The organism is Pseudomonas sp. HLS-6 TE3448 (assembly GCF_053629555.1).
The window spans coordinates 4,445,962-4,467,531 of the sequence record NZ_JBRJIO010000001.1; the positions used below are offsets into that span (position 1 = coordinate 4,445,962).

Here is a 21,570-nt window from a genome sequence, read left to right on the forward strand (position 1 = left end):
TGTAAGTAAAAAAAGTTTCCAGAAACCACTGGACGCTACGGCCCTCCTTCACCTATAAAAGCACCCACAGGAATATTTTATTCCCAAGGGTGATTTTTATTGGCCCGCAAAAAACGAATTCACCGATGAACTTTTCCGCTCTGCGATGACCTGCCGCCATCTTTCCGAGGACCAGCCATGCAACACGAAAAGAACCCGTTCATTCTCAAGATCAGCTGCCCGGCGACGTCAGGCATCGTCGCCGCCGTTACCTCCTACCTCGCGGAAAACGGCTGCTACATCGGAGAAATGGCACAGTTTGACGATGAGTTCAGCGGCAAATTCTTCATGCGGGCGGTGTTTCGCTTCAACGACGGCCACGACGGCGACATTGACCAGCTCAAGCACGCGTTCCAGGCCGTCGCCGATGGCTTCGACATGCACTGGGAGCTCTTCGATAGCCGTGAGCCCATGCGGGTGCTGCTGATGGTCAGCAAGTTCGACCATTGCCTGACCGACCTGCTCTACCGCTACCACAAGGGCGAGATGGACATGACCATCACGGCCATCGTCTCGAACCATCTGGACCTGCGGCCGATGGCCGAACGAGAAGGCATTCGCTTCATCTACCTGCCAGTGACCAAGGACACCAAGGCGCAGCAGGAAGCCGAACTGATGAAGGTCATTGATGAAACCCGTACCGACCTGGTGGTACTCGCACGCTACATGCAGGTCCTCTCCGACGACCTGTGCCGGCAACTGTCGGGCCGGGCAATCAATATCCACCACTCGTTCCTGCCCGGCTTCAAGGGTGCCAAGCCTTACCACCAGGCCTACCAACGCGGGGTAAAGCTGATCGGTGCAACCGCCCACTACGTCACCAGCGATCTGGATGAAGGCCCGATCATCGAGCAGGAGGTCCAGCGGGTCGACCATGTCTACCAGCCGGACGATCTGGTAGCCACCGGACGGGACACCGAAACCGTCGCCCTCTCCAAGGCGGTGAAATACCACCTGGAACACCGGGTTTTCCTTAACAACGACAGAACGGTGATCTTCCGATGAGCCCGCTGAAACTGATTGATGGCAAGGCCGCTGCCGCACAGGTGCTGCAACAGGTGCGCGAAGACGTCCGAACGCTGAAAGCCGACGGTATTGAACCTGCACTGGCGGTGATCCTGGTAGGCGAGGACCCGGCCAGCCAGGTCTATGTACGCAACAAAATCCTGCGGGCAGAGGAAGCCGGTATCCGCTCGCTGGAGTACCGACTACCCGCCACCACCGGCGAAACCGAGCTGTTGGCATTGATCGGCAAGCTCAACGACGACCCGCAGGTACATGGTTTGCTCCTGCAACTGCCATTGCCGCCACACATCGAGGAAACCCGGGCCCTGCAAGCCATTGCGCCGAGCAAGGACGTCGACGGCTTTCACAGCGAGAACGTCGGTGGCCTGAGCCAGGGCCGCGACGTGCTGACACCTTGCACGCCCAGCGGCTGCCTGTACCTGCTTGAGCAGGTCCTTGGCGACCTGAGTGGCAAACACGCCGTGGTAATCGGTCGCTCGAACATCGTCGGCAAGCCCATGGCCGCCCTGCTGCTCAAGGCCCATTGCTCGGTGACCGTGGTTCACTCGCGCAGTGCCGACGCCAAAGCCTTGTGCCAGCTCGCCGACATTGTCATCGCCGCCGTCGGGCGACCACGGCTCATCGATGGTTCGTGGCTCAAGGAGGGCGCCGTGGTCATTGATGTCGGCATCAACCGCATTGATGACAACGGTCGCAGCCGACTGGTCGGCGATGTCGATTTTGACAGTGCCCTGCCCAAGGTTGCAGCGATTACGCCGGTGCCTGGCGGTGTGGGCCCAATGACCATCGCCTTCTTGATGAAAAACACCGTGATCGCTGCCCGGCAGCAAGCCCAACGCAGCCAGTCGGAGGCCGTATGCCTTTCAACCTACTGAAATACGGGCTGAGTTCGGAGTACCCGGTGGAGGTCGACTTGCCGGCCCCAAAAGCCCTCAAGCCTGCCTACGACGTGGTCATCATCGGCGGCGGCGGTCATGGACTGGCAACGGCGTATTACCTTTCCCGATACCACGGCATCAACAACATTGCCGTACTGGAAAAGTCATACCTGGGCGGTGGCAACACCGCTCGCAACACCGCCGTGATTCGCTCCAACTACCTGACCAGCGAGGGCGTCAAGTTCTACGCCGAGTCGGTCAAGATGTTCCAGGGCCTGTCCAACGAATTTGACTTCAACATCATGTATTCGGAACGCGGCCAACTGACCCTGGCCCACACCGACGCCACCGTGCGTGCATTCCGCCAGCGTGCCGAGGTGAACAAGCACTTCGGCGGGCGAACCGAAATGATTGATCGCCAGCAGATCCGCGAACTGGTGCCTACCTTGAATCTGGACCCAGGGCACCTGCCGGTACTGGCCGGCCTCTGGCACATCGACGGTGCGACAGCGCGTCACGATGCGGTGGCCTGGGGCTACGCCAAGCAGGCAGCCAAACGGGGAGTGGAAATCCATCAGTTGACCGAAGTCCAGGAACTGGTCATCGAAAACGGCACGATCAGCGCGGTGAAAACCAACCGCGGCACGGTGCGCTGTGGCTGCGTCGTGCAAGCCGTGGCGGGCATGAGCTCGCAGATGATGAAAAAGGCCGGTATTCGCTCGCCCATCCAGACCTTTCCCCTGCAAGCGATGGTCACTCAGCCGTTCAAGCCCTTCCTTGATCCGTTGGTGAGCTCTTCGGCCCTGCACTGCTACGTGCAGCAGACCGGTCGTGGCGAAGTGGTGTTTGGGGGTGGCTCGGACCCTTATCCCCTGTTCAACACCCGCTCGACGCTCGACCTCAAGGAAAGCCTGCTTGCCCACGCCATCGAAATGTTCCCGTTCCTGGCCAACGCCAAACTGATGCGCCAATGGGCCGGAATCACCGACATGACCCCGGACTACAGCCCGATCATGGGGTTGTCCCCAGTGAAGAACTATTACCTGGACGCCGGCTGGGGCACCTGGGGTTTCAAGTCCACGCCCATCTGCGGCAAGACCATGGCCGAACTGGTCGCCAGTGGCGGCAAGGTACCGGACCTGATCAAACCGTTCAGCCTGGAGCGTTTCTCGACCTTTGCCCAAGTCAACGAAATGGGCGCCACGGCAGCCAGCCACTAACAGGAGAGCATGAGATGAAAATCATGATTTGCCCGCTCAATGGGCCTCGCAACATCAGCGAGTTCACCTACGGTGGCGAGTTCAAGCCAATGCCGAACCCAAGCACCTGCAGCGACAGTGAATGGGCGGCCTATGTCTTCAACAGCGAAGACACCCTCGGCGTGGTTCGCGAATGGTGGATGCACAGCCCCTCCAGCTACTGGTTCCTGGCTGAACGCCACACCGTCACTGACGAGATCATCCGGACCTTCGACCCACGGGAACTGTTCAGCACGCGGGTTGAGTTCACTGCCGCGCAACCGCAGGAGATCGCAGGATGAGCCTCCCCAATCGCCTTCCGGCCCCCATGGGCCTGCTGATCGATCGCAATCAGCCGCTCACCTTCAGCTTTGATGGCACCGCCTATCAGGGCCTGCAGGGTGACAGCATCGCCAGCGCCTTGCTCGCCAACGGCCGTTTTCTGCTGTCACGCTCGTTCAAGTACCACCGCCCACGCGGCCCACTGAGCATGGCCGGGCAAGATGCCAACAGCCTGATCCAGTTGCCCCACGAGCCCAATGTCCTGGCCGACTGCCAGCCGTTGACGCAAGGCCTTGAAGCCAGCGGGCAAAACTTCAACGGCTCGCTGGAGCACGACAAGGACGCCTACCTGGGCAAGTTCTCCAGGTTCATGCCGGTGGGGTTCTACTACCGTTCGTTCTACAAGCCCAAGGGCATGTGGAAAGTCTGGGAGCCGATCATCCGCAAAAAGGCCGGCCTTGGCGTACTCGACCTCGACTTCAAGCCCGAGTACTACGACAAGGCCTACCTGTTCGCCGACCTTGCGGTGATCGGTGCAGGCCCGGCCGGCCTGCAAGCCGCCCTGACCGCCGCCAATGCCGGTGCCAAGGTGTTGCTGGTTGAACAACAATCGATTCTCGGCGGCTCGCTGAACTATGCCCGTTTCGACATCGACAACCGACGCGCCAACACCCTGCGCAACCAGTTGATCGAGGCGGTCCAACAGCATGCCAACATCCGCATCCTTACCCAGGCCACCTGCAACGGCTGGTTTGCCGACAACTATCTGCCCGTGATTCAAGGCAAGCGCCTGTACAAGGTCCGCGCCAGCCAGTGCCTGATCTGCAGCGGCTCATTCGACCAGCCCGTCATCTTCCGCAACAACGACCTGCCGGGTGTAATGCTGACCAGTGCAGCCCAGCGCCTGATGAAACTGTATGCCGTGAAACCCGGCAAACGCGCCGTGGTGCTCACCGGCAACGACGACGGCTACCTGGCCGCCCTCGACCTGTATGAGCAAGGCGTTGAAGTTGCCGCACTGGTGGACCTGCGAAGTGGTCCGGGCAATCGCGATCTGCTGGTCGCGCTGGAGCAACGCAGTATCCGCTGCCACCTTGCCACGACCGTCTACGAAGCCCTGCACAGCAAAGGCATGCGCCACATTACTGGCGTCGAACTGCGCAGTATCACCGGCCAGGGCCAGGTGGCCAGCCAGGCCTTGACGCTGGACTGCGACCTGCTGTGCATGTCCGGCGGCTACATGCCGGTGTATCAGTTGCTTTGTCAGGCTGGCGGCAAACTGGCCTACAACGACGCATCGGCAGAGTTCACCTTGAGCGGCCTGCCGAACAACCTCGGCGTAGCCGGTTCCGCCAATGGCCGGCATACCCTGGACAACGTCCTGGCCGATGCCACCAATGCCACCGCCACGGCCCTGGCTGCGTTGGCATTACCCTACCCGGCGGAGCAATCGTTCAAGGCCGAAGCGCGGGTCAACTTCCCTTGGCCGATCTTCCCTCACCCAAAGGGCAAGGACTTTGTCGATTTCGACGAAGACCTGCAGGTCAATGACATCATCAACGCAACCCGGATCGGCTACCGCGATATCCAACTGGTCAAACGTTACTCCACCGTCGGCATGGGCCCGTCCCAGGGCCGTCACTCGGCGTTGCCCACGGCTCGCCTGGTCGCGGCTTCGACACAGCGCAGCATCAGTGAAACCGGAATAACCACTGCCCGCCCACCCTTCGAGGCAGAGAAACTGGCCCACGTCGCCGGACGGGCGTTCGACCCCTTCAGGCAAACACCCATGCACGCACAGCATCTGGCTGCCGGCGCGAAGATGATGCCTGCCGGCATCTGGCAACGCCCTGCCTACTACGGCAAGGCCAGCGAACGCGAGCGGTGCATGCAGGAAGAAGCACTGCACGTACGCACCAAAGTCGGCCTGATCGATGTGTCCACGCTCGGTGGCCTGGATGTGCGCGGGCCGGACGCCGGCGAGTTGCTCAACCGCCTCTACACCTTTGCCTTCCTCAAGCAACCGGTGGGCCGCTCACGCTATGCGCTGATGACCAACGAGCAAGGGGTGGTGATTGACGATGGTGTCTGCGCACGCTTCGCCGAGCAGCACTTCTACGTCACCGCCACCACCAGCGGCGTCGATCGCATCTACCAGCAGATGCTCAAGTGGAACGCCCAATGGCGCCTGAACGTCGATATTGCCAACGTCACTGCGGCCCTGTCGGCCGTGAACCTGGCCGGGCCGGATGCGCGCAAGGTATTGCAAACGCTCTGCACCGACATTGACCTGTCCAGCGCGGGCTTCCCTTACCTGGGGGTGCGCCAGGGCACGGTCGCCGGCATCAAGGCCCGCGTGCTGCGGGTCGGCTTCGTCGGTGAACTGGGCTACGAGATTCACGTGCCGTCGCGCCATGGCGCGGCCCTCTGGCAGGCTCTGATGAATGCCGGCAAGGACTACGACATCCGCCCCTTCGGCGTCGAGGCGCAACGCCTGCTACGCCTGGAAAAAGGCCATGTGATCATCAGCCAGGACACCGACGGCATGACCCATCCCGACGAGATCGACATGGGTTGGGCGATCAACCGGACCAAGCCATTCTTCGTGGGCCGCCGTTCACTGGACATCCTTCAAGCACAACCGGCAAAACGCAAACTGGTCGGTTTCACTCTACCCAAGGGCAGCCCTAAACCACTGGAAGGCCACTTGGTACTGAACGGCCCCGACATCAGCGGCAACGTCACCTCCTGCGAACACTCGCAGACCCTGGGGCAGATCATCGGCCTGGCCTATGCCGCACCCGAGCAAAGCACACCAGGGCAACAGATTCCCATCCGCGTCGACGGCGGCCTGGTGGTTCAAGCCACAGTGGTGCAGCTACCGTTCTTCGACCCCGCCAACCAGCGCCAGGAGCTCTGAGCCATGTCTAACCTGCACGCACAGCCCTTACTCGATGTTGGCGCCCTGCAGCAGTGCGCCTTGATTGACCTGACCGCGCTGCCCCGCATCGGCTTTCGTGGCACGCACAGTGCCGACTACTTGCGTGTACGCGGTTTCGAGCTGCCCGAAGCGCCCAACCGCGCCGTCCTCCAGGCCGACGGCAGCCAGGTCGCGCGCCTGTCCCAGACCGAGTACCTGCTGCTCGGTGGCCTGGCCGACCAGGGTCAACGCATTGCCGATGAGGAAGTCAGTTGGGAACTGGACCACAACGCCAACTACCTGCTGCCACGCCAGGACAGCCACGCCTGGCTGCAACTGAGCGGCGCCTGCATCAGCGAGGTCATGGCCAAGCTCTGCGGGGTCGACCTGCGGCCCGAGGTGTTTCCCGTCGGTGCAGTGGCGCAGACCTCGGCGGCGCGAATCAACGTCATCGTGATCAACCTGGGCCCCGTCGGCCTGCCCTGTTTCCAACTGCTGTGCGATCGCGCCTCGCTGGCCTACTTCAAAGATGCCGTGCTGGACGCCATGAGTGAGTTCAACGGTGCCTTGCTAGCGCCTGAAGTGTTGATGGATTAAGCCGCACACGGGCTTGAACGAGGTACAACGCCCGGGTCGCCACCGCTGGCTGACCCGGCTACCCGACGCGCAACACCACTGGAGCTGATGATGCCAAGCCTTGAAAAGGAAACCGACTACAGCGTACCAGCGCTGCAACGTGGGCTCAGTGTGCTGGGGTTGTTCGACGCTCACACCCGCTCGTTGGGTATCAACGACATTGCCGAACAGCTTGGCGTAAGCAATTCGGCAATCTACCGCATCCTCTACACGCTAACCGACATGGGCTACCTGAAAAAGTACAACAATCACTATGAACTGGGCGCCCAGGTCATCTCCACGGGGTTCAGCTACCTGGCCAGCCGCGACATTGTCGAAATCGCCATGCCGCACCTCAATGCACTGCGTGACAGCACGTCCCTGTCATGCCACTTGAGCACCCGGGAAGGCACCGACAGCCTGTACCTCTACCGAGCCTTTGCCGCCCAACGCTTATCAGTGAACATCCCGATTGGCACACGTATCGCCTGCCATTGCACCGCGATGGGTCGCGTGCTGCTAAGCGACCTGAGCACCGCGCAACTGCGCCTGCTGTACCAGCATGTGCGCCTTGATGACTACCCGGCACCAGCGCCGCGCACCCTGCCGGAACTGGAACAGCTCACAGCCGTCGACCGCGAGCGGCAATGGGTCGTGCATCGCTCGGACTATTCGACGGCTATCGCCACCGGCGTACGTGATCACACCGGGCGTATCAGCGCAGCAATCAACCTGTCCGGCCCCGATGCGATCATGGACCCGGACGGCACGCAGGCACGCTTTACCGAGTTGCTGATGCACTGCGCACTGAAGATCAGCGAAGAGCTCGGCTATCGAAAGGCAAACACCCCGCAGGGTATCAGCACACCGGGCACACTCTAGGCTCTGTACGAAAAGCCTTGATACTCGGTGATGCTGCGTTGAAAACAGCCTCGGAATGCTCATTTACAACCCGTAAACTCCGCTTCCTCGGCTGTTTTCGCCTTGCCTGACCTTCGTCTCAAGACTTTTCTTGCAGACCCTAGGCCGCATCCCGTTGCCGGGCATTGCTACTCACCTCAAACAGCCCTACCAGCTTCTGCAGCTTGTTGGCATCGAGCCTGACGGTTTCCGCGCTGGTCTGCAGCACGGTGACGGTCTGGCGCATTTGCGCAGACGACTGATCGACCTGCTTGATGGTCTTGCCGTAGTCCAGGCTGCGCTGATTCAGTTGCTGAATGATCGCGAACATGTTTTCCACGGCCTGATGCAGTTGCACGTTTTCCGAAGACGCCTCTTCAGCCAGGCGCAGGCTGTTGTCGACATCCTTGACCCCGTCCTCCATAAAACCCACCGCCTGCTGCGTTTCGCGTTGCAGCCCTTCGACCATCTGCCGGATATCGTCGGCTGCCTTCGAGGTACGTGACGCCAAGGTGCGGACTTCATCGGCGACCACGGCAAATCCGCGGCCATGCTCACCGGCGCGCGCCGCCTCGATCGCCGCGTTGAGCGCCAATAGGTTGGTCTGGTTGGTGATATCGCTGATCAGTCCGGTGATGGTGCCAATCTCACCCATGCGGCTGTCGAGCAACTGGACGCTGGAGGACGAGCGCTCGACGACATTGCGAATCGACTGAGTGCCCTTCTGAACCTCCAGAAACTGCTCTCGGGCGCGGGTGACCACTTCATCCATGGCCTGTTTCATCTGCTCGGCACTGGCCGAAGCCTGCTGGATCTCACCCAACTGGTCTTCGACGATGATCATCATACTGTGCACCGCCTGGGCAACTTCTTCAGAGGTGAGACTGGCCGCCTGGCTACGCCCCAGCATCATCTGATTGGTCTTGCCGACACTGTGGCTGGCCTTGATCACCTGCCCGACGACGGCGTCCAGATGGTCGATGAAACTGTTGATCCAGCGCCCCATGTCACCGGTCTCATCGTTGGCCATGCGCGACGAGTCGAGGCGCTGGCGCAGGTTGCCCTCACCTTCGGCGATGGTTCTGATGACGCCGGTCATTTCATTCAAACGTGCCGCCAGGCGCCTGGGGCCCAACGAACGGAACAACAGCGCCGCAGCCAACATGCTCGACATCTCGCAGAGGTCAATCAGGCCCTGGGAAAGACCGCTGTAATGCTGGATCAGGTAGTTGCAGCCAAACAGGCCTGCCATGGTTGCCAGGTAAGGCTTCATCAGCCCGTAACTCAGCGAGCGGCGGCGGTAGACTTCTTCCAGGTCAGCCTCGCACATCATCCCCCAACGGTCCGGTGAACCGGGCAACTGGAAGGTAACGCCCTTGCCGACCACGGGAATGTGCCGGTAGTCGGAGTAGCCGGGATAGGCGACAAACAGATTGGCGCCGGTGCGGATGGTTTCGCGCACACCAGGGTGCAGCTCCTGGGTCGACGGATCGGTGAAGCGCAGCTCCAGTTCAGTGTGACGCTGCACCTGAACAGTCTTCCAGGGCGTATGCACGCCGCTCTTGAGGTTTTCGCCGTGGGTAAAGGTACCGTCTTCGAAGCGCGAGCGTGACAAGGCGACCCCCGGCTGGATTGCCGGATCGAAGCGCGACTGCACCATGAACAGGTAGTTGTCCCCTGACTCGGCAAAAATGTGCCCGGCCTCACGCTGGATCAAATCACCCAATACATCGTTCGGAACCCGTCCACAGAGGCAGCCGAGTACTTTGCCGTCGACCTTCAGGGGTTGATAGAACATCAGCGTGACTTCGTCATGAAAACGCGACGATGAAGGGCCAATCTGCAACGTCAGTGGGTCGCTGTAGGGGCCGTGAAGGAACGCTGCCTGCAACCCGGCGGCAAGGGCCTTGGCATTGCACGGCGACCGCCCGGCATGGCCATTCCAGGTCGAGGCAATCACCGCACCACTGGGGTCGACGACAAACAGTTCGGAAAAGTCTTCAGCCTGGGCCAGCTTCTCCAGCAACAGGCCCGGGCCAGGCTGGCCACCGTCGCGGCTCAAGGTAGCCGCCAGTTCAGCCAAATGGTCCCACTGCTCCCGCGCCCAGTTCTGCAGCAGCTTCACCCGGGTTTCGGCGATGGCTTCGAATGTCTGCTCAATCACCGGGTAAGCCGATCGATTGAGACGGCAAGACCACTTCATGGCCAGTTTTCCGGTCTTGCCAAACCAGGGCAACCAGCGTTTTTCGGCGGAGGATAACTGCATGGAATTGCTTGATAGCGACATTCACTTCTCCAGCTGCGACATTGGGCATCGAACCTGGAAGCAATTACCACGCCATGTTGAAAGCATGCTAACGATCCAACCTAAAGAAAACTGTCGATTTATGGCATCTATCCGTGCATATCCTCCAAAAAATATAGAATTTACAGCGTAATTTTCCGAAAAAAATAATAGCCGATAGCCCTCACCCGGCACCCAACGCGCAGCGCCAAGGGAGGCCCTTCGCGCATCAAAACGGTGCGTAAAGCGCTCCGCGCTCACTGACGGGGCATATGAAATCCTGAGAGAGGCGAGTCGACGCCATCAGCGTTCGATAATCGCACAAATCCCGTTTTACACGCTCAAGATCAACAGCCCGCCCAGAGATACAGAAGCAGCGGATCACTCTGATAACAACAATCCAGACGCGCCACTTCCCGCCCGGGATGGCCGAAGCATCCGCTGAAATTCCTTCGATCTTTGGAGCGATCGCCATGTTTCGTCATCTTAAAATCCGTACCGGGATGTGCTGGGTACTGCTGCTGTTTGTTCTGGCGCTGCTGTTCTCTACTGTCAACGCGTGGCGAGCAGCCGAACGAAGCGACGCCCATATCAGGGAGCTGCACAGCACTGCGCTGCAGGCCGACAGGCTCAACAACGCCTTGCTGCTGGCCATCCGTGCGAGTGCCAACGTGTCCTCAGCATTCATTGAAGACATCGGCGGGCAAAAGGACGCTGCCAAAGCCCGGCTCGTCCGCTCGGAGGATATCTGGCGTTCCGCCCTGGAAAAGATCGACAACTTTTCGTCCACCCTGTTAACCCCCGCGGACAGGGCCCTGGGCCTGCAGCTTGAAGCCTCGTTCAGCGAGTACGGCAAGGCCATCGAAGGGCAGCGCACAGCGGCGCGGGCGAATGATCTGGCGGGCTATTTCCGCGTCAACGCAGAGGCTTCAACAGCCATGGGCAAACTGCAGGAACAGCGCACAAGCATGATGCAGTCGCTGAACAGCCGCAGTGAAGCGCTGATGGCCGAGGCCAGTGTGAAACTCAAGCACGCGCAGATCACCGCCGGGGTACTGGTGGCCCTGACCGTGCTGCTCGCGGTGCTCTGCTGGGTGTTTATCGCAGGCCGCGTCTTGAGCCCGCTGGAGCGTGCAGGCCAGCATTTCAAACGTATTGCCAATGGCAACCTGCGCGAACCCATTGAGGTCGACAGCCAGAACGAGATCGGCCTGTTGTTCAGCGAACTGCAGCGCATGCAGGAGAGCCAGCGCCACACCATCATCCAGATCAGTACCTCGGCATCGCAACTCGCCGCCGCCGCGACACAACTCAATGCCGTCACCGAAGAAACCAACCGGGGTTTGCAGCAGCAGGACCACGAACTGGAGCAAGCCGCTACCGCCGTGACCGAAATGACGACCGCGGTGGAAGAAGTCGCCCGTAATGCGGTATCGACCTCCGAGGCCGCCACCCACTCCAATAGCCTCTCCGCCCAAAGCCGGCAGCAGGTCAGAGGCACAATCGACGGCACCCAGGCCATGGCCGACGACATCAGGCAAAGCGCCGGGCACATCCAAAAGCTTGCGGGGCAGATTCTGGAGATAGGCAAGGTACTGGACGTGATTCGCAGTATCTCCGAGCAAACCAACCTGCTCGCACTCAACGCGGCAATCGAAGCCGCACGGGCGGGTGAAGCCGGGCGGGGCTTTGCAGTGGTAGCCGATGAAGTCCGTACCCTCGCCTATCGCACCCAGGAGTCGACACGCGAGATCGAGCAGATGATCAGCAACGTGCAAAGCGGCACCGAGACTGCCGTACAGTCAATGCGCTCAAGCACCGAGAAAGCTCAGGCCAACCTGTCCATCACCCAAGCGTGCGGCGAAGTGCTGGAATCCATCTACACGGCGATTGGCGAAATCAATGAACGCAACCTGGTGATCGCCAGCGCTGCGCAGGAACAATCGCAGGTGGCCCGGGAGGTCGATAGCAACCTGTTGAACATTCGTAACCTGTCAATGCAGTCAGCGGCGGGGGCTTCGCAAACCAACGCGGCGAGCAATGAACTGTCGCGCCTGGCGGCAGAGTTGAGTGCGGTGGTCGCCAGGTTTGATACCTAGCACGGGCATCGTACTCACTTTTCCTCCGAAGAAGGCCAAGACAAAGCCCGACGTGATCGTCGGGCTCTTACTACCCGTGCAACGGATTCGTCCTGCCCCTTTCCCGGCCCCTCCTCTCGAGATTTTTATCTCACCACTGATCATCTTTACACCATCTTGATAGATGAACGACTAGCCTAACTAGCATCGCAGGAGGAACACAGGAGGCGTCGCGATGGACTTCGTCTTTCTAGGACTTGGCGTACTGTTCTTTGTCATCCTGGTTGGCTTGGCCCGCGGCTGCGCGGGGCTGAAAAGGGGGCGTTCATGAGCGGCTTCTATCTCTGTGGTGGTGTGGTGGCTTTCGGGCTACTGATCTACCTCATTGCAGCGCTGCTGTTTGCGGAGGACTTCTCGTGACCCTTCAGGCCTGGACACTGCTTGGCGCCTTCCTTGTGGTACTAGGCCTACTGGCATTGCCACTCGCGCGCTGGCTCACCACCGTAATGGAGGGCCGATTCACCCTCGGCTCACGCATTGAGGCGCCGCTGTATCGGCTGGCCGGTATCAAGGCTGATACCGAGATGGGTTGGCTTCAATACACGCTCGCACTGCTGCTGTTCAACGGACTGGGAGGGCTGGCAGCCTACACACTGCAGCGCCTGCAGGGTTTCCTGCCATTCAACCCGCAGGGGTTCGGCGCCATCAGTCCCGATTCGTCGTTCAATACGGCAATCAGCTTCGTGACCAACACTAACTGGCAAGGTTACAGCGGCGAAGCGACGATGAGCTACCTGACCCAGATGCTCGCACTGACAGTACAGAACTTTATGTCTGCAGCCACCGGTATTGTGGTCGTCGTTGCATTGATCCGCGGCTTCGCCCGCCACAGTACCGCCAGTATCGGTAACTTCTGGGCCGATCTCACGCGTGTCACGTTGTGGGTGTTGCTGCCGTTGGCAGTCATCTTTGGGCTGTTCCTTATCAGCCAGGGCGTCATCCAGAACTTCGATCCCTATAAAGAGGTGACGACGCTCGAAGTTATAAATTATCAATCCCCCACGCTCGACGCCGCTGGCCTCCCCGTGCTGGATACGCTGGGCAAGCCCGTGATGCAAGACAATACGAGCAGTACGCAAACCTTGGCGATGGGGCCGGTGGCTTCCCAGGAAGCGATCAAGATGCTTGGTACAAACGGTGGCGGCTTCTTCAATGCCAACTCGTCCCATCCTTATGAGAACCCCACTGCGCTGGCTAACTTTTTTCAGATGATTGCAATCTTCCTGATCCCCACGGCACTGTGTTTCGTGTTTGGCGAAATCGTCGGTGACCGGCGTCAAGGCTGGACCGTATTGGCGGCGATGGTGACGATCTTCGTCATTGCAGTCATAGCGGTTACCCATTACGAACAGCTTGGCAACCCGCAGCTCTCCGCCCTGGGTGTCGACGCGACAGCCGGCAACATGGAGGGCAAGGAAGTACGTTTCGGTATCTCGGCGTCGAGTCTGTTTGCCGCCGTCACCACGGCTGCCTCATGCGGCGCCGTGAATGCCATGCATGACTCCTTTACGCCACTGGGCGGCGCCGTTCCCCTGATACTGATGCAACTCGGAGAAGTCGTGTTCGGCGGTGTCGGCTCGGGCCTGTATGGCATGCTGGTATTTGCCATTCTCGCAGTCTTCATCGCAGGCCTTATGATTGGCCGCACGCCTGAGTATCTCGGCAAGAAGATTGAGGCCTACGAGATGAAGATGGTGGCTATCGCGATCCTGATGACACCGTTGCTGGTGCTCTGCGGGACCGCCATCGCAGTCATGGCCGATGCAGGCAAGATCGGTGTCGCCAACCCCGGTGCCCATGGGTTCTCCGAAATCCTCTATGCCTTCACCTCGGGCGCCAACAATAACGGCAGTGCCTTCGCCGGCCTGTCGGCCAACACACCTTTCTACAACACGATGCTCGCCACCGCGATCTGGTTTGGTCGCTTTGGGGTCATCGTGCCGGTCCTGGCAATTGCTGGCGGCCTGGCGGCCAAGAAACGCCTGGCCGTGACGGGCGGCACAATGCCCACCCATGGTTTGCTATTCGTCGCTCTTTTGATCGGAACCGTGCTGCTGGTCGGCTTGTTGAACTACGTGCCGGCGCTTGCGCTGGGGCCGGTCGTCGAACACCTGATGCTGTTCAAGTGAGCCGAAAAATGACCCGAAAAACATTCACATTGTTCGAACCAGCATTGATCAGGCCGGCCATTGTCGAGTCCATGTGCAAACTCAGCCCCAGTGTGCAGTGGCGCAATCCGGTTATGTTCGTCGTTTATGTCGGTGCCATTCTCACCACGGGCTTGTGGGTCCAGGCACTTGTCGGCAAAGGCGAGGCCAGTAGCGGCTTCATTCTTGCCGTGACCTTGTGGCTATGGTTCACCGTGATATTTGCGAACTTCGCCGAAGCCTTGGCGGAAGGTCGTAGCAAAGCGCAGGCAGCGTCTCTACGTGACCTCAAAAAGGAAATCTGGGCCAAGAAATTGCGCGAGCCTCGCTATGGTGCGCAATGGCAACTGGCTCAGTCCAGCGACCTGCGCAAGGGCGACGTAGTGGTCGTTGAAGCGGGCGATCTGGGAGGCTCACTGATTCCTGCCGATGGTGATGTGATCGAGGGCGCAGCATCCGTGGACGAATCCGCCATTACTGGCGAATCCGCACCGGTGATCCGGGAAGCCGGTGGCGATTTCTGCGCGGTGACCGGTGGTACGCGTGTGCTCTCTGACTGGATTGTCGTACGTATCACGACCAACCCAGGTGAGACCTTCGTCGACCGCATGATCGCAATGGTCGAAAACGCCAAGCGCCAGAGGACTCCAAATGAAATTGCCTTATCGATTTTGCTGGTTGCGCTGACCATCGTGTTCCTTGGTGTCACGGTAACCCTGCTGCCCTACTCGTTGTACGGTGTTGAGGTCACAAAAGCCGGATCACCCATCACAATCACCGTCTTGGTGGCGCTGCTTGTCTGCCTGATCCCAACGACCATCGCAGGCCTATTGTCCGCAGTGGGCGTAGCCGGCATGAGCCGCATGATGGAAGCCAATGTGATTGCCACCTCGGGACGGGCAGTGGAAGCTGCAGGTGACGTCGACGTATTGCTCTTGGACAAGACCGGCACTATCACACTCGGAAATCGCCAGGCATCGGCCTTCCTGCCAGCTCCAGGCGTCAAGGAATCGGAACTGGCCGATGCTGCGCAACTTGCATCGCTTGCCGACGAAACCCCCGAAGGTCGCAGCATCGCCGTGCTCGCGAAGCAGAAATTCAACCTGCGCGAACGTGACATTCATAGCCTGGGCGCCCAGTTTGTTCACTTCTCGGCACAAACGCGCATGAGTGGCGTGGACATGGGTACCCGGCAGATAAGGAAAGGGGCGGCCGAGTCGATCCATACCCATGTGGCGATGCTGGGTGGCAGTGTTCCCGAGAAAGTGAAAGCCATTGTCGAAGACGTTTCACGTCGCGGCAGCACACCGCTGGTGGTGGCCGACGGGACCAAGGTGCTGGGGGTCATCGAACTCAAGGACATCGTCAAAGGTGGTATCAGAGAGCGCTTTGTCGAACTGCGACGAATGGGCATCAAGACCGTGATGGTGACCGGCGACAATCGCCTCACCGCTGCTGCTATTGCTGCTGAGGCTGGGGTCGACGACTTCCTGGCAGAGGCGACTCCTGAGGACAAGCTGCGACTGATTCGCAGCCACCAAAGCGAAGGTCGGCTGGTGGCAATGACCGGCGACGGCACCAATGACGCGCCAGCGCTGGCACAGGCCGACGTTGCGGTGGCGATGAACTCGGGTACTCAGGCCGCCAAAGAGGCCGGCAACATGGTTGATCTCGACAGTAACCCGACCAAGTTGATCGAAGTGGTGGAGACGGGCAAACAAATGCTGATGACCCGAGGTTCTCTAACGACCTTTTCGATCGCCAACGACATCGCCAAGTACTTCGCGATCATACCGGCGGCCTTCGTCACGACCTACCCTCAACTCGGCGCACTCAACATCATGGGCCTCACGAGCCCAAACTCCGCGGTTCTCTCTGCTGTGATATTCAATGCACTGATCATCATCTTTCTGATCCCGCTGGCCTTGAAAGGCGTCAAGTATCGCCCGATCGGTGCGGCACTGTTACTGCGTCGAAACCTGCTGGTTTACGGCCTCGGCGGCATGATTGTGCCGTTCATCGGTATCAAGCTGATTGACATGACCCTGTCGATTGTCGGCCTCGCTTGAAGGAGCCACAAATGACCGCCCTCCTCCGCCCTGCTTTGACGCTGTTCATCACTCTGTCACTGATAACCGGCCTGGCTTATCCACTGGCCATGACCGGCATCGCCAAGCTGGTCTTTCCCGATCAGGCCGCAGGCAGCCTGATCCAGAAGGAGGGCAAATCGGTCGGCTCCCGTCTGATCGGTCAGGCGTTCGGCGCCCCAGGGTACTTCTGGGGCCGACCGTCCGCGACAAGTCCCATGAGCAACAACGCGAGCGCTTCGAGTGGATCAAACCAAGGGCCGCTCAATCCTGCACTGGCAGATGCCGTAAAAAACCGTATCGAAGCACTGCGTGCCGCCGATCCAGGCAACAACGCAACAGTGCCAGCTGACTTGGTCTACAGTTCTGCCAGCGGGCTCGACCCCCATATCAGCGTGGCTGCGGCCATCTACCAGATGGGGCGAGTCGCGCGTGCGCGCAACCTGCCAGTGGAGCGCGTGCGGTTGCTGATAAACGAATACTCAGAAGGTCCGCTGCTTGGATTTCTTGGCGAGCCGCGGGTCAATGTCCTGGCCCTGAACCTGGCACTCGATGCGACCCGCTAAGTGCTGGCTCATACACGGTGGCCATGATGGACGGACAACGCCCCGACCCGGATCAACTGCTAGCGGTGATTCGCGAGCAAGAGTCGCAGGCAAAGCGCGGTCGCCTGAAAATTTTTTTCGGTGCCTGCGCCGGTGTCGGTAAAACCTACGCAATGCTCGCAGCGGCCCGTATGGCAAAGGAGCAAGGTGCTGACGTACTGATCGGCGTGGTCGAAACCCATGGGAGAGCCGAAACGCAAGCGTTGGTGAACGGGCTCGACCAACTGCCACTCAAGCAAGTCGAATACAAGGATCGTTTGCTGACCGAGTTCGACATCGACGGCGCTCTGGTGCGCAAACCAGGACTTATCCTGATCGACGAACTGGCACACTCCAACCTTGCAGGCTCCAGGCACCCCAAGCGCTGGCAGGATGTAGAGGAGCTCCTGCAATCAGGTATTGATGTCTGGTCGACAATGAACGTTCAACACCTTGAGAGCCTGAACGACATTGTCGGCGGCATCACCGGTATCCGCGTGTGGGAGACCGTACCCGATCATGTCTTCGACTCGGCAGATGAGGTTGTTATCGTGGACCTGCCGCCCGATGACCTGCTGCAGCGGTTGAGGGAAGGCAAGGTCTACATGGCTCACCAGGCTGAACATGCGGTACAGAATTTTTTCCGCAAGGGCAATCTGATAGCGTTGCGGGAATTGGCGCTACGCCGAACGGCCGACCGGGTTGACAACGAGATGCTGCACTACCGCCAAAACGGTGCAGTACAACCCGTTTGGGGAACACGCGACTCTTTGCTGGCCTGCATCGGCCCTGGCGAGCGCACCGAAAAAACCGTGCGTTCGACGGCACGTCTGGCAGCTCAACTCGACGTGCCATGGCACGCTGTCTATGTCGAGACACCTGCATTGCAGCGCCTGCCAGACGACGCCCGACGTCGGGTGCTGCGCACGCTAAAACTCGCCCAAGAGTTGGGAGCGCACATTTCGACCTTGGCCGGACAAGATATTGCCGACACCCTCGTCAAGTACGCACGCCAACATAACCTCTCCAAAGTGGTGCTGGGTCGTGACGACTCGAAAAGGCGCAGCCCCTGGAAAAGGATGCTGGCAGATCGGATCGGCGAACTGGGAACCGACCTCGATGTGGTGCAGATTGCGCTCCCTGCGGTGCAACGTACACACACTCAGAACACAAGTTCCAGGAGTGAAAAGCGCGTTGCCTGGCCTGACTATGCCATGAGTGCTGCAATTTGCCTGGCTACAGTCTTGATTGCTACACCTCTGTCCCACGTGTTCGAGCTGACCAACATTGTGATGCTGTTTCTGCTCGCCGTCGTTATTGTCGCTGTGCGTTACGGCCGTGGCCCGGCGGTTCTTGCCGCCTTCCTCTCGGTGGGCTCGTTCGATTTTTTTTTCGTCCCACCGCGTTTTTCGCTCGCCATCAGCGATATCCAATACCTGGTGACCTTCGGCGTCATGCTGGTTGTTGCACTTGTCATAGGTCAGATGACTGCGGGCCTGACCTACCAGGCACGGGTTGCGCAACGGCGTGAAGACCGCATACGGGCGCTGTACGAAATGTCTCGGGATTTGTCTGCTGCGTTAATGATCGAGCAAGTGGCAGAGATCGGGACGCGTTTCCTCAATGCCCAATTCAGCGCACGCTCGGCACTGCTCGTCGCAGATGACAACGATAAACTCCAGATATCAATGCCCCCGAACGACGCACCTGAGGTCGACTCTGCTATTGCGCAGTGGTCTTTCGACAGAGTCGAAGCCGCCGGATTCGGAACCGATACACTTCCGGGGAGCCCGACACTCTATCTGCCGCTGTCAGCGCCGATGCGAGTGCGCGGAGTGCTGGCCGTGCAGCCTCGCGACACAACACGCTTGGCCGTTCCGGAACAGCGACGCCTGCTCGATACCTGTGCGTCACTCTTGGCCATCTCGCTCGAAAGAATCCACTACATCCATGTCGCTCAGGACACGACAATACAGATGGAGTCGGAGCGACTGCGTAATTCGTTGCTCGCTGCAATCTCACACGACCTGAGAACCCCTCTGGCAGCAATGGTCGGTCTGGCAGAGACACTGATACTCACCAAGCCTGTGCTGACTGGCGAGCACATTGAGATTGCCCGCGCGATTCGTGAGTCCGCTCAGCGCATGAGCACACTGGTCAATAACCTCCTCGACATGGCTCGACTCGAATCCGGTGCCATACAGCTCAACCTCCAGTGGCAGCCCTTGGAGGAAGTAGTGGGCAGTTCGCTGAGGGCCGCTCGCCCGGCCCTGGGCACACGTGCAGTTCAGGTAGCACTTCCCGAAGACCTGCCGTTGGTGAACATCGATGCGGTGTTGATCGAACGCATTCTAGTGAACCTGTTGGAGAACGCCAGCAAGTACACGCCTCCTGAAAAACCCATTCGAATCGGTGCTGCGGCCACCGATGATACCGTTGAGTTGTGGGTGGACGACTACGGTCCTGGAATACCGCAGGGTCAAAATGAGGCCATATTCAGCAAGTTTGAGCGCGGTAAAAAGGAAAACGCCGAACCTGGCGTTGGCTTGGGCCTGGCCATAAGTCGTGCCATCGCCAAGGCGCATGGTGGCAATGTCCATGGCGTCACGCGTCCAGATGGCGGCGCACGTTTCACCTTGTGCCTGCAACGTGGCGAGCCGCCAGTCATTGAGCCGTTGTCCGATCTGCCTGACGAGGGCCAGTCATGAACGAAACGCCGCTGCATGTTCTGATCGTCGAAGACGAGGCCGACATCCGGCGCTTCGTTCGCATGGCGCTTCAGGGTGAAGGCCTGGTGGTACATGAAGCGGATACGCTTGCCCGCGGCCTGATCGAGGCAGGGACGCGCCGCCCCAACCTCATCGTGCTGGACCTGGGGCTTCCTGACGGCGATGGCGTCGACCTCATCCGCGACCTGCGAACATGGTCAGAAGTGCCAATCATTGTGTTGTCGGCACGTAGTGCCGAAGCCGCCAAAATCCTTGCACTGGACACCGGCGCTGATGACTATCTGGTGAAGCCATTTGGCACCGGTGAACTGCTGGCACGAGTCCGGGCACAATTTCGCAGGAGTATGAAGAGCGCCGAGGGCGCCTCTATCGTGAGCTTTGGTGACGTTCACGTTGACATGGAAAGGCGCGTAGTGACGCGCGCTGGCATGCCTGTGCACTTAACGCCACTGGAGTACCGCCTGCTGGTTCATCTGTGCACCCACCCAGACCGTGTACTGACCCACCTCCATTTGCTCAAAGCGGTATGGGGGCCTGCACATGCAGCAGACACACAGTATTTACGGGTGTTCATGGGAGGCTTACGAAAGAAAATCGAAGCGGATCCTTCGCAGCCATCCCACCTGATCACTGAAACAGGCATCGGTTATCGCTTTGTCCCTTGAGAGCCCTTGATGATGGAGCAAGCCCGCGAGGCCGCTATCCCGCGTGCCTCAGTGAGGACCATGCATACTGGTCGAGCCTTGCGTCAGACGCTTGAGCACGACCACCATCAAGCCGCCGACCGTCAACATCGCCGCGAGAAACAACGGATAGGCAATCCACCAGGGGACGCCCGAGGTCATCATGCTGAATTCGGACATGCCACCAACGCTGGCGATCAGGTTGAGTGGCAAGAAGACCACATTGATCAATGTGAGTTTGCGCAACAGGTTGTTCATGCTGTTGTTCATCAGATTGCCACGTGCATCGATCAAGCCGGAAAACACCCTCGAATAGATTTCCGCTTGCTTGCTGCACTGGTTGTTTTCGATGATCAAATCGTCGATAAGCGCGATTGCCTCAGCGCCAAAGTGCTCTTTCTCGGCATGGTTGCGCAGGCGAGTCAGGACCGCGCCGTTGCTGTGAATAGCGTTGATGTAGTAGATCAGGCTCTCACTGAGGTTGAACATCTGAATCAGATGTTGGTTCTCCATGGAAGCGTTGAACTTTTTTTGCAACTCTCGGGCAACCATCTTGATGACCTTCAGGTGATCGAGATAGTGATGGAGGTTGTTGAACAGCATGTCCAGCAACACATCCAGTGGTGTGTGCAAGGGTTGCCGATCACCCAGCCCGCTCAACTGTGAGTCATCGGTGGCAATTACCAGCAAGCGCGTTTTCGAGAACAGCAATCCGAATGACGACACCTCGAAAGCGAGGCTTTCGGCACCCGAGTAACTCTCTGGACGCTTCCAGATCAAGAACAGGTTTTCCGGGTGAAACTCGATGCGCGAGACCTCGTCCGGATCCAGTGCAGAAGCCAGCGCGTGATCGTCCAGCTTGAAATCGCTTCGCAGCAGATCCCGTTCAGCAACATCGGGATTGCTGAACAACATCACTTCGGCATCGATGCGTTCAACCGGTATCAGCGCCCCATGGGCGAGTTGAAAACTCTTGATCACTTCTGTCCTCTACTGCTATCGACTACGCAAGCTCGGTAT

At 59.4% G+C, this 21,570-nt stretch carries 16 protein-coding genes and 1 pseudogene; 15 read left to right on the forward strand and 2 right to left on the reverse strand.

All coding sequences use genetic code 11. The features are described 5' to 3' along the window. Window positions 1-177 precede the first annotated feature (177 nt). The 7 genes from purU (at window position 178) to AB7M23_RS20280 (ending at window position 7,880) form a co-directional block, all read left to right on the forward strand. On the forward strand, window positions 178-1,044 hold the full coding sequence (purU, locus tag AB7M23_RS20250; protein ID WP_102051941.1) for a formyltetrahydrofolate deformylase: 867 nt from the start codon (window positions 178-180) through the stop codon (window positions 1,042-1,044). Further along, window positions 1,041-1,940, forward strand: coding sequence for a bifunctional methylenetetrahydrofolate dehydrogenase/methenyltetrahydrofolate cyclohydrolase FolD (folD, locus tag AB7M23_RS20255; protein ID WP_099775208.1), 900 nt, complete (start codon window positions 1,041-1,043; stop codon window positions 1,938-1,940). The genes purU and folD overlap by 4 nt, the downstream gene beginning before the upstream one ends. Beyond that, on the forward strand, window positions 1,922-3,163 hold the full coding sequence (locus tag AB7M23_RS20260) for an FAD-dependent oxidoreductase (protein WP_099775209.1): 1,242 nt from the start codon (window positions 1,922-1,924) through the stop codon (window positions 3,161-3,163). The genes folD and AB7M23_RS20260 overlap by 19 nt, the downstream gene beginning before the upstream one ends. A gap of 14 nt (window positions 3,164-3,177) precedes the next feature. Then, window positions 3,178-3,483: a sarcosine oxidase subunit delta gene (locus AB7M23_RS20265; RefSeq protein ID WP_454241834.1), complete on the forward strand. Its 306-nt coding sequence runs from the start codon at window positions 3,178-3,180 to the stop codon at window positions 3,481-3,483. Beyond that, window positions 3,480-6,383 (forward strand): 2Fe-2S iron-sulfur cluster-binding protein, encoded by a 2,904-nt coding sequence (locus AB7M23_RS20270; RefSeq protein ID WP_454241835.1) that lies wholly within the window; start codon window positions 3,480-3,482, stop codon window positions 6,381-6,383. The genes AB7M23_RS20265 and AB7M23_RS20270 overlap by 4 nt, the downstream gene beginning before the upstream one ends. A gap of 3 nt (window positions 6,384-6,386) precedes the next feature. After that, a complete protein-coding gene (locus tag AB7M23_RS20275) occupies window positions 6,387-6,980 on the forward strand; it encodes a sarcosine oxidase subunit gamma (protein ID WP_102051944.1) in 594 nt (197 codons plus the stop codon). A 90-nt stretch (window positions 6,981-7,070) separates the two neighbouring features. Further along, window positions 7,071-7,880: an IclR family transcriptional regulator gene (locus tag AB7M23_RS20280; RefSeq protein ID WP_454241836.1), complete on the forward strand. Its 810-nt coding sequence runs from the start codon at window positions 7,071-7,073 to the stop codon at window positions 7,878-7,880. Between the two features lie 139 nt (window positions 7,881-8,019). On the opposite strand, the gene AB7M23_RS20285 is transcribed toward AB7M23_RS20280, so the two are convergent. Further along, a complete protein-coding gene (locus AB7M23_RS20285; protein WP_454241837.1) occupies window positions 8,020-10,185 on the reverse strand; it encodes a methyl-accepting chemotaxis protein in 2,166 nt (721 codons plus the stop codon). A gap of 1,001 nt (window positions 10,186-11,186) precedes the next feature. Between AB7M23_RS20285 and AB7M23_RS20290 the strand changes: the two are divergent. The 8 genes and pseudogenes from AB7M23_RS20290 to AB7M23_RS20325 all read left to right on the forward strand — a co-directional run. Beyond that, window positions 11,187-11,417, forward strand: a pseudogene (locus AB7M23_RS20290) (HAMP domain-containing protein); the annotation flags it as partial. Continuing rightward, on the forward strand, window positions 11,418-12,281 hold the full coding sequence (locus tag AB7M23_RS20295) for a methyl-accepting chemotaxis protein (protein WP_454242203.1): 864 nt from the start codon (window positions 11,418-11,420) through the stop codon (window positions 12,279-12,281). A gap of 306 nt (window positions 12,282-12,587) precedes the next feature. Further along, the gene (kdpF, locus tag AB7M23_RS20300) at window positions 12,588-12,680 is read left to right on the forward strand and encodes a K(+)-transporting ATPase subunit F (RefSeq protein WP_409278467.1); all 93 of its coding nucleotides are present in this window, start codon (window positions 12,588-12,590) and stop codon (window positions 12,678-12,680) included. Then, a complete protein-coding gene (gene kdpA / locus AB7M23_RS20305) occupies window positions 12,677-14,449 on the forward strand; it encodes a potassium-transporting ATPase subunit KdpA (RefSeq protein ID WP_454241838.1) in 1,773 nt (590 codons plus the stop codon). Before kdpF ends, kdpA begins: the two co-directional genes overlap by 4 nt. 8 nt (window positions 14,450-14,457) lie before the next feature. Further along, the gene (kdpB, locus tag AB7M23_RS20310) at window positions 14,458-16,536 is read left to right on the forward strand and encodes a potassium-transporting ATPase subunit KdpB (protein WP_454241839.1); all 2,079 of its coding nucleotides are present in this window, start codon (window positions 14,458-14,460) and stop codon (window positions 16,534-16,536) included. An 11-nt stretch (window positions 16,537-16,547) separates the two neighbouring features. Beyond that, window positions 16,548-17,120, forward strand: a complete 573-nt coding sequence (gene kdpC / locus AB7M23_RS20315; protein WP_454241840.1) for a potassium-transporting ATPase subunit KdpC — start codon at window positions 16,548-16,550, stop codon at window positions 17,118-17,120. Between the two features lie 26 nt (window positions 17,121-17,146). Then, a complete protein-coding gene (kdpD, locus tag AB7M23_RS20320) occupies window positions 17,147-19,846 on the forward strand; it encodes a two-component system sensor histidine kinase KdpD (protein ID WP_454241841.1) in 2,700 nt (899 codons plus the stop codon). Next, the gene (locus AB7M23_RS20325; protein ID WP_409278472.1) at window positions 19,843-20,532 is read left to right on the forward strand and encodes a response regulator; all 690 of its coding nucleotides are present in this window, start codon (window positions 19,843-19,845) and stop codon (window positions 20,530-20,532) included. Before kdpD ends, AB7M23_RS20325 begins: the two co-directional genes overlap by 4 nt. A gap of 48 nt (window positions 20,533-20,580) precedes the next feature. Here AB7M23_RS20325 and AB7M23_RS20330 read toward each other — a convergent pair whose 3' ends face one another. Next, the gene (locus AB7M23_RS20330) at window positions 20,581-21,531 is read right to left on the reverse strand and encodes a magnesium transporter CorA family protein (protein WP_454241842.1); all 951 of its coding nucleotides are present in this window, start codon (window positions 21,529-21,531) and stop codon (window positions 20,581-20,583) included. Between the last annotated feature and the right edge of the window lie 39 nt (window positions 21,532-21,570).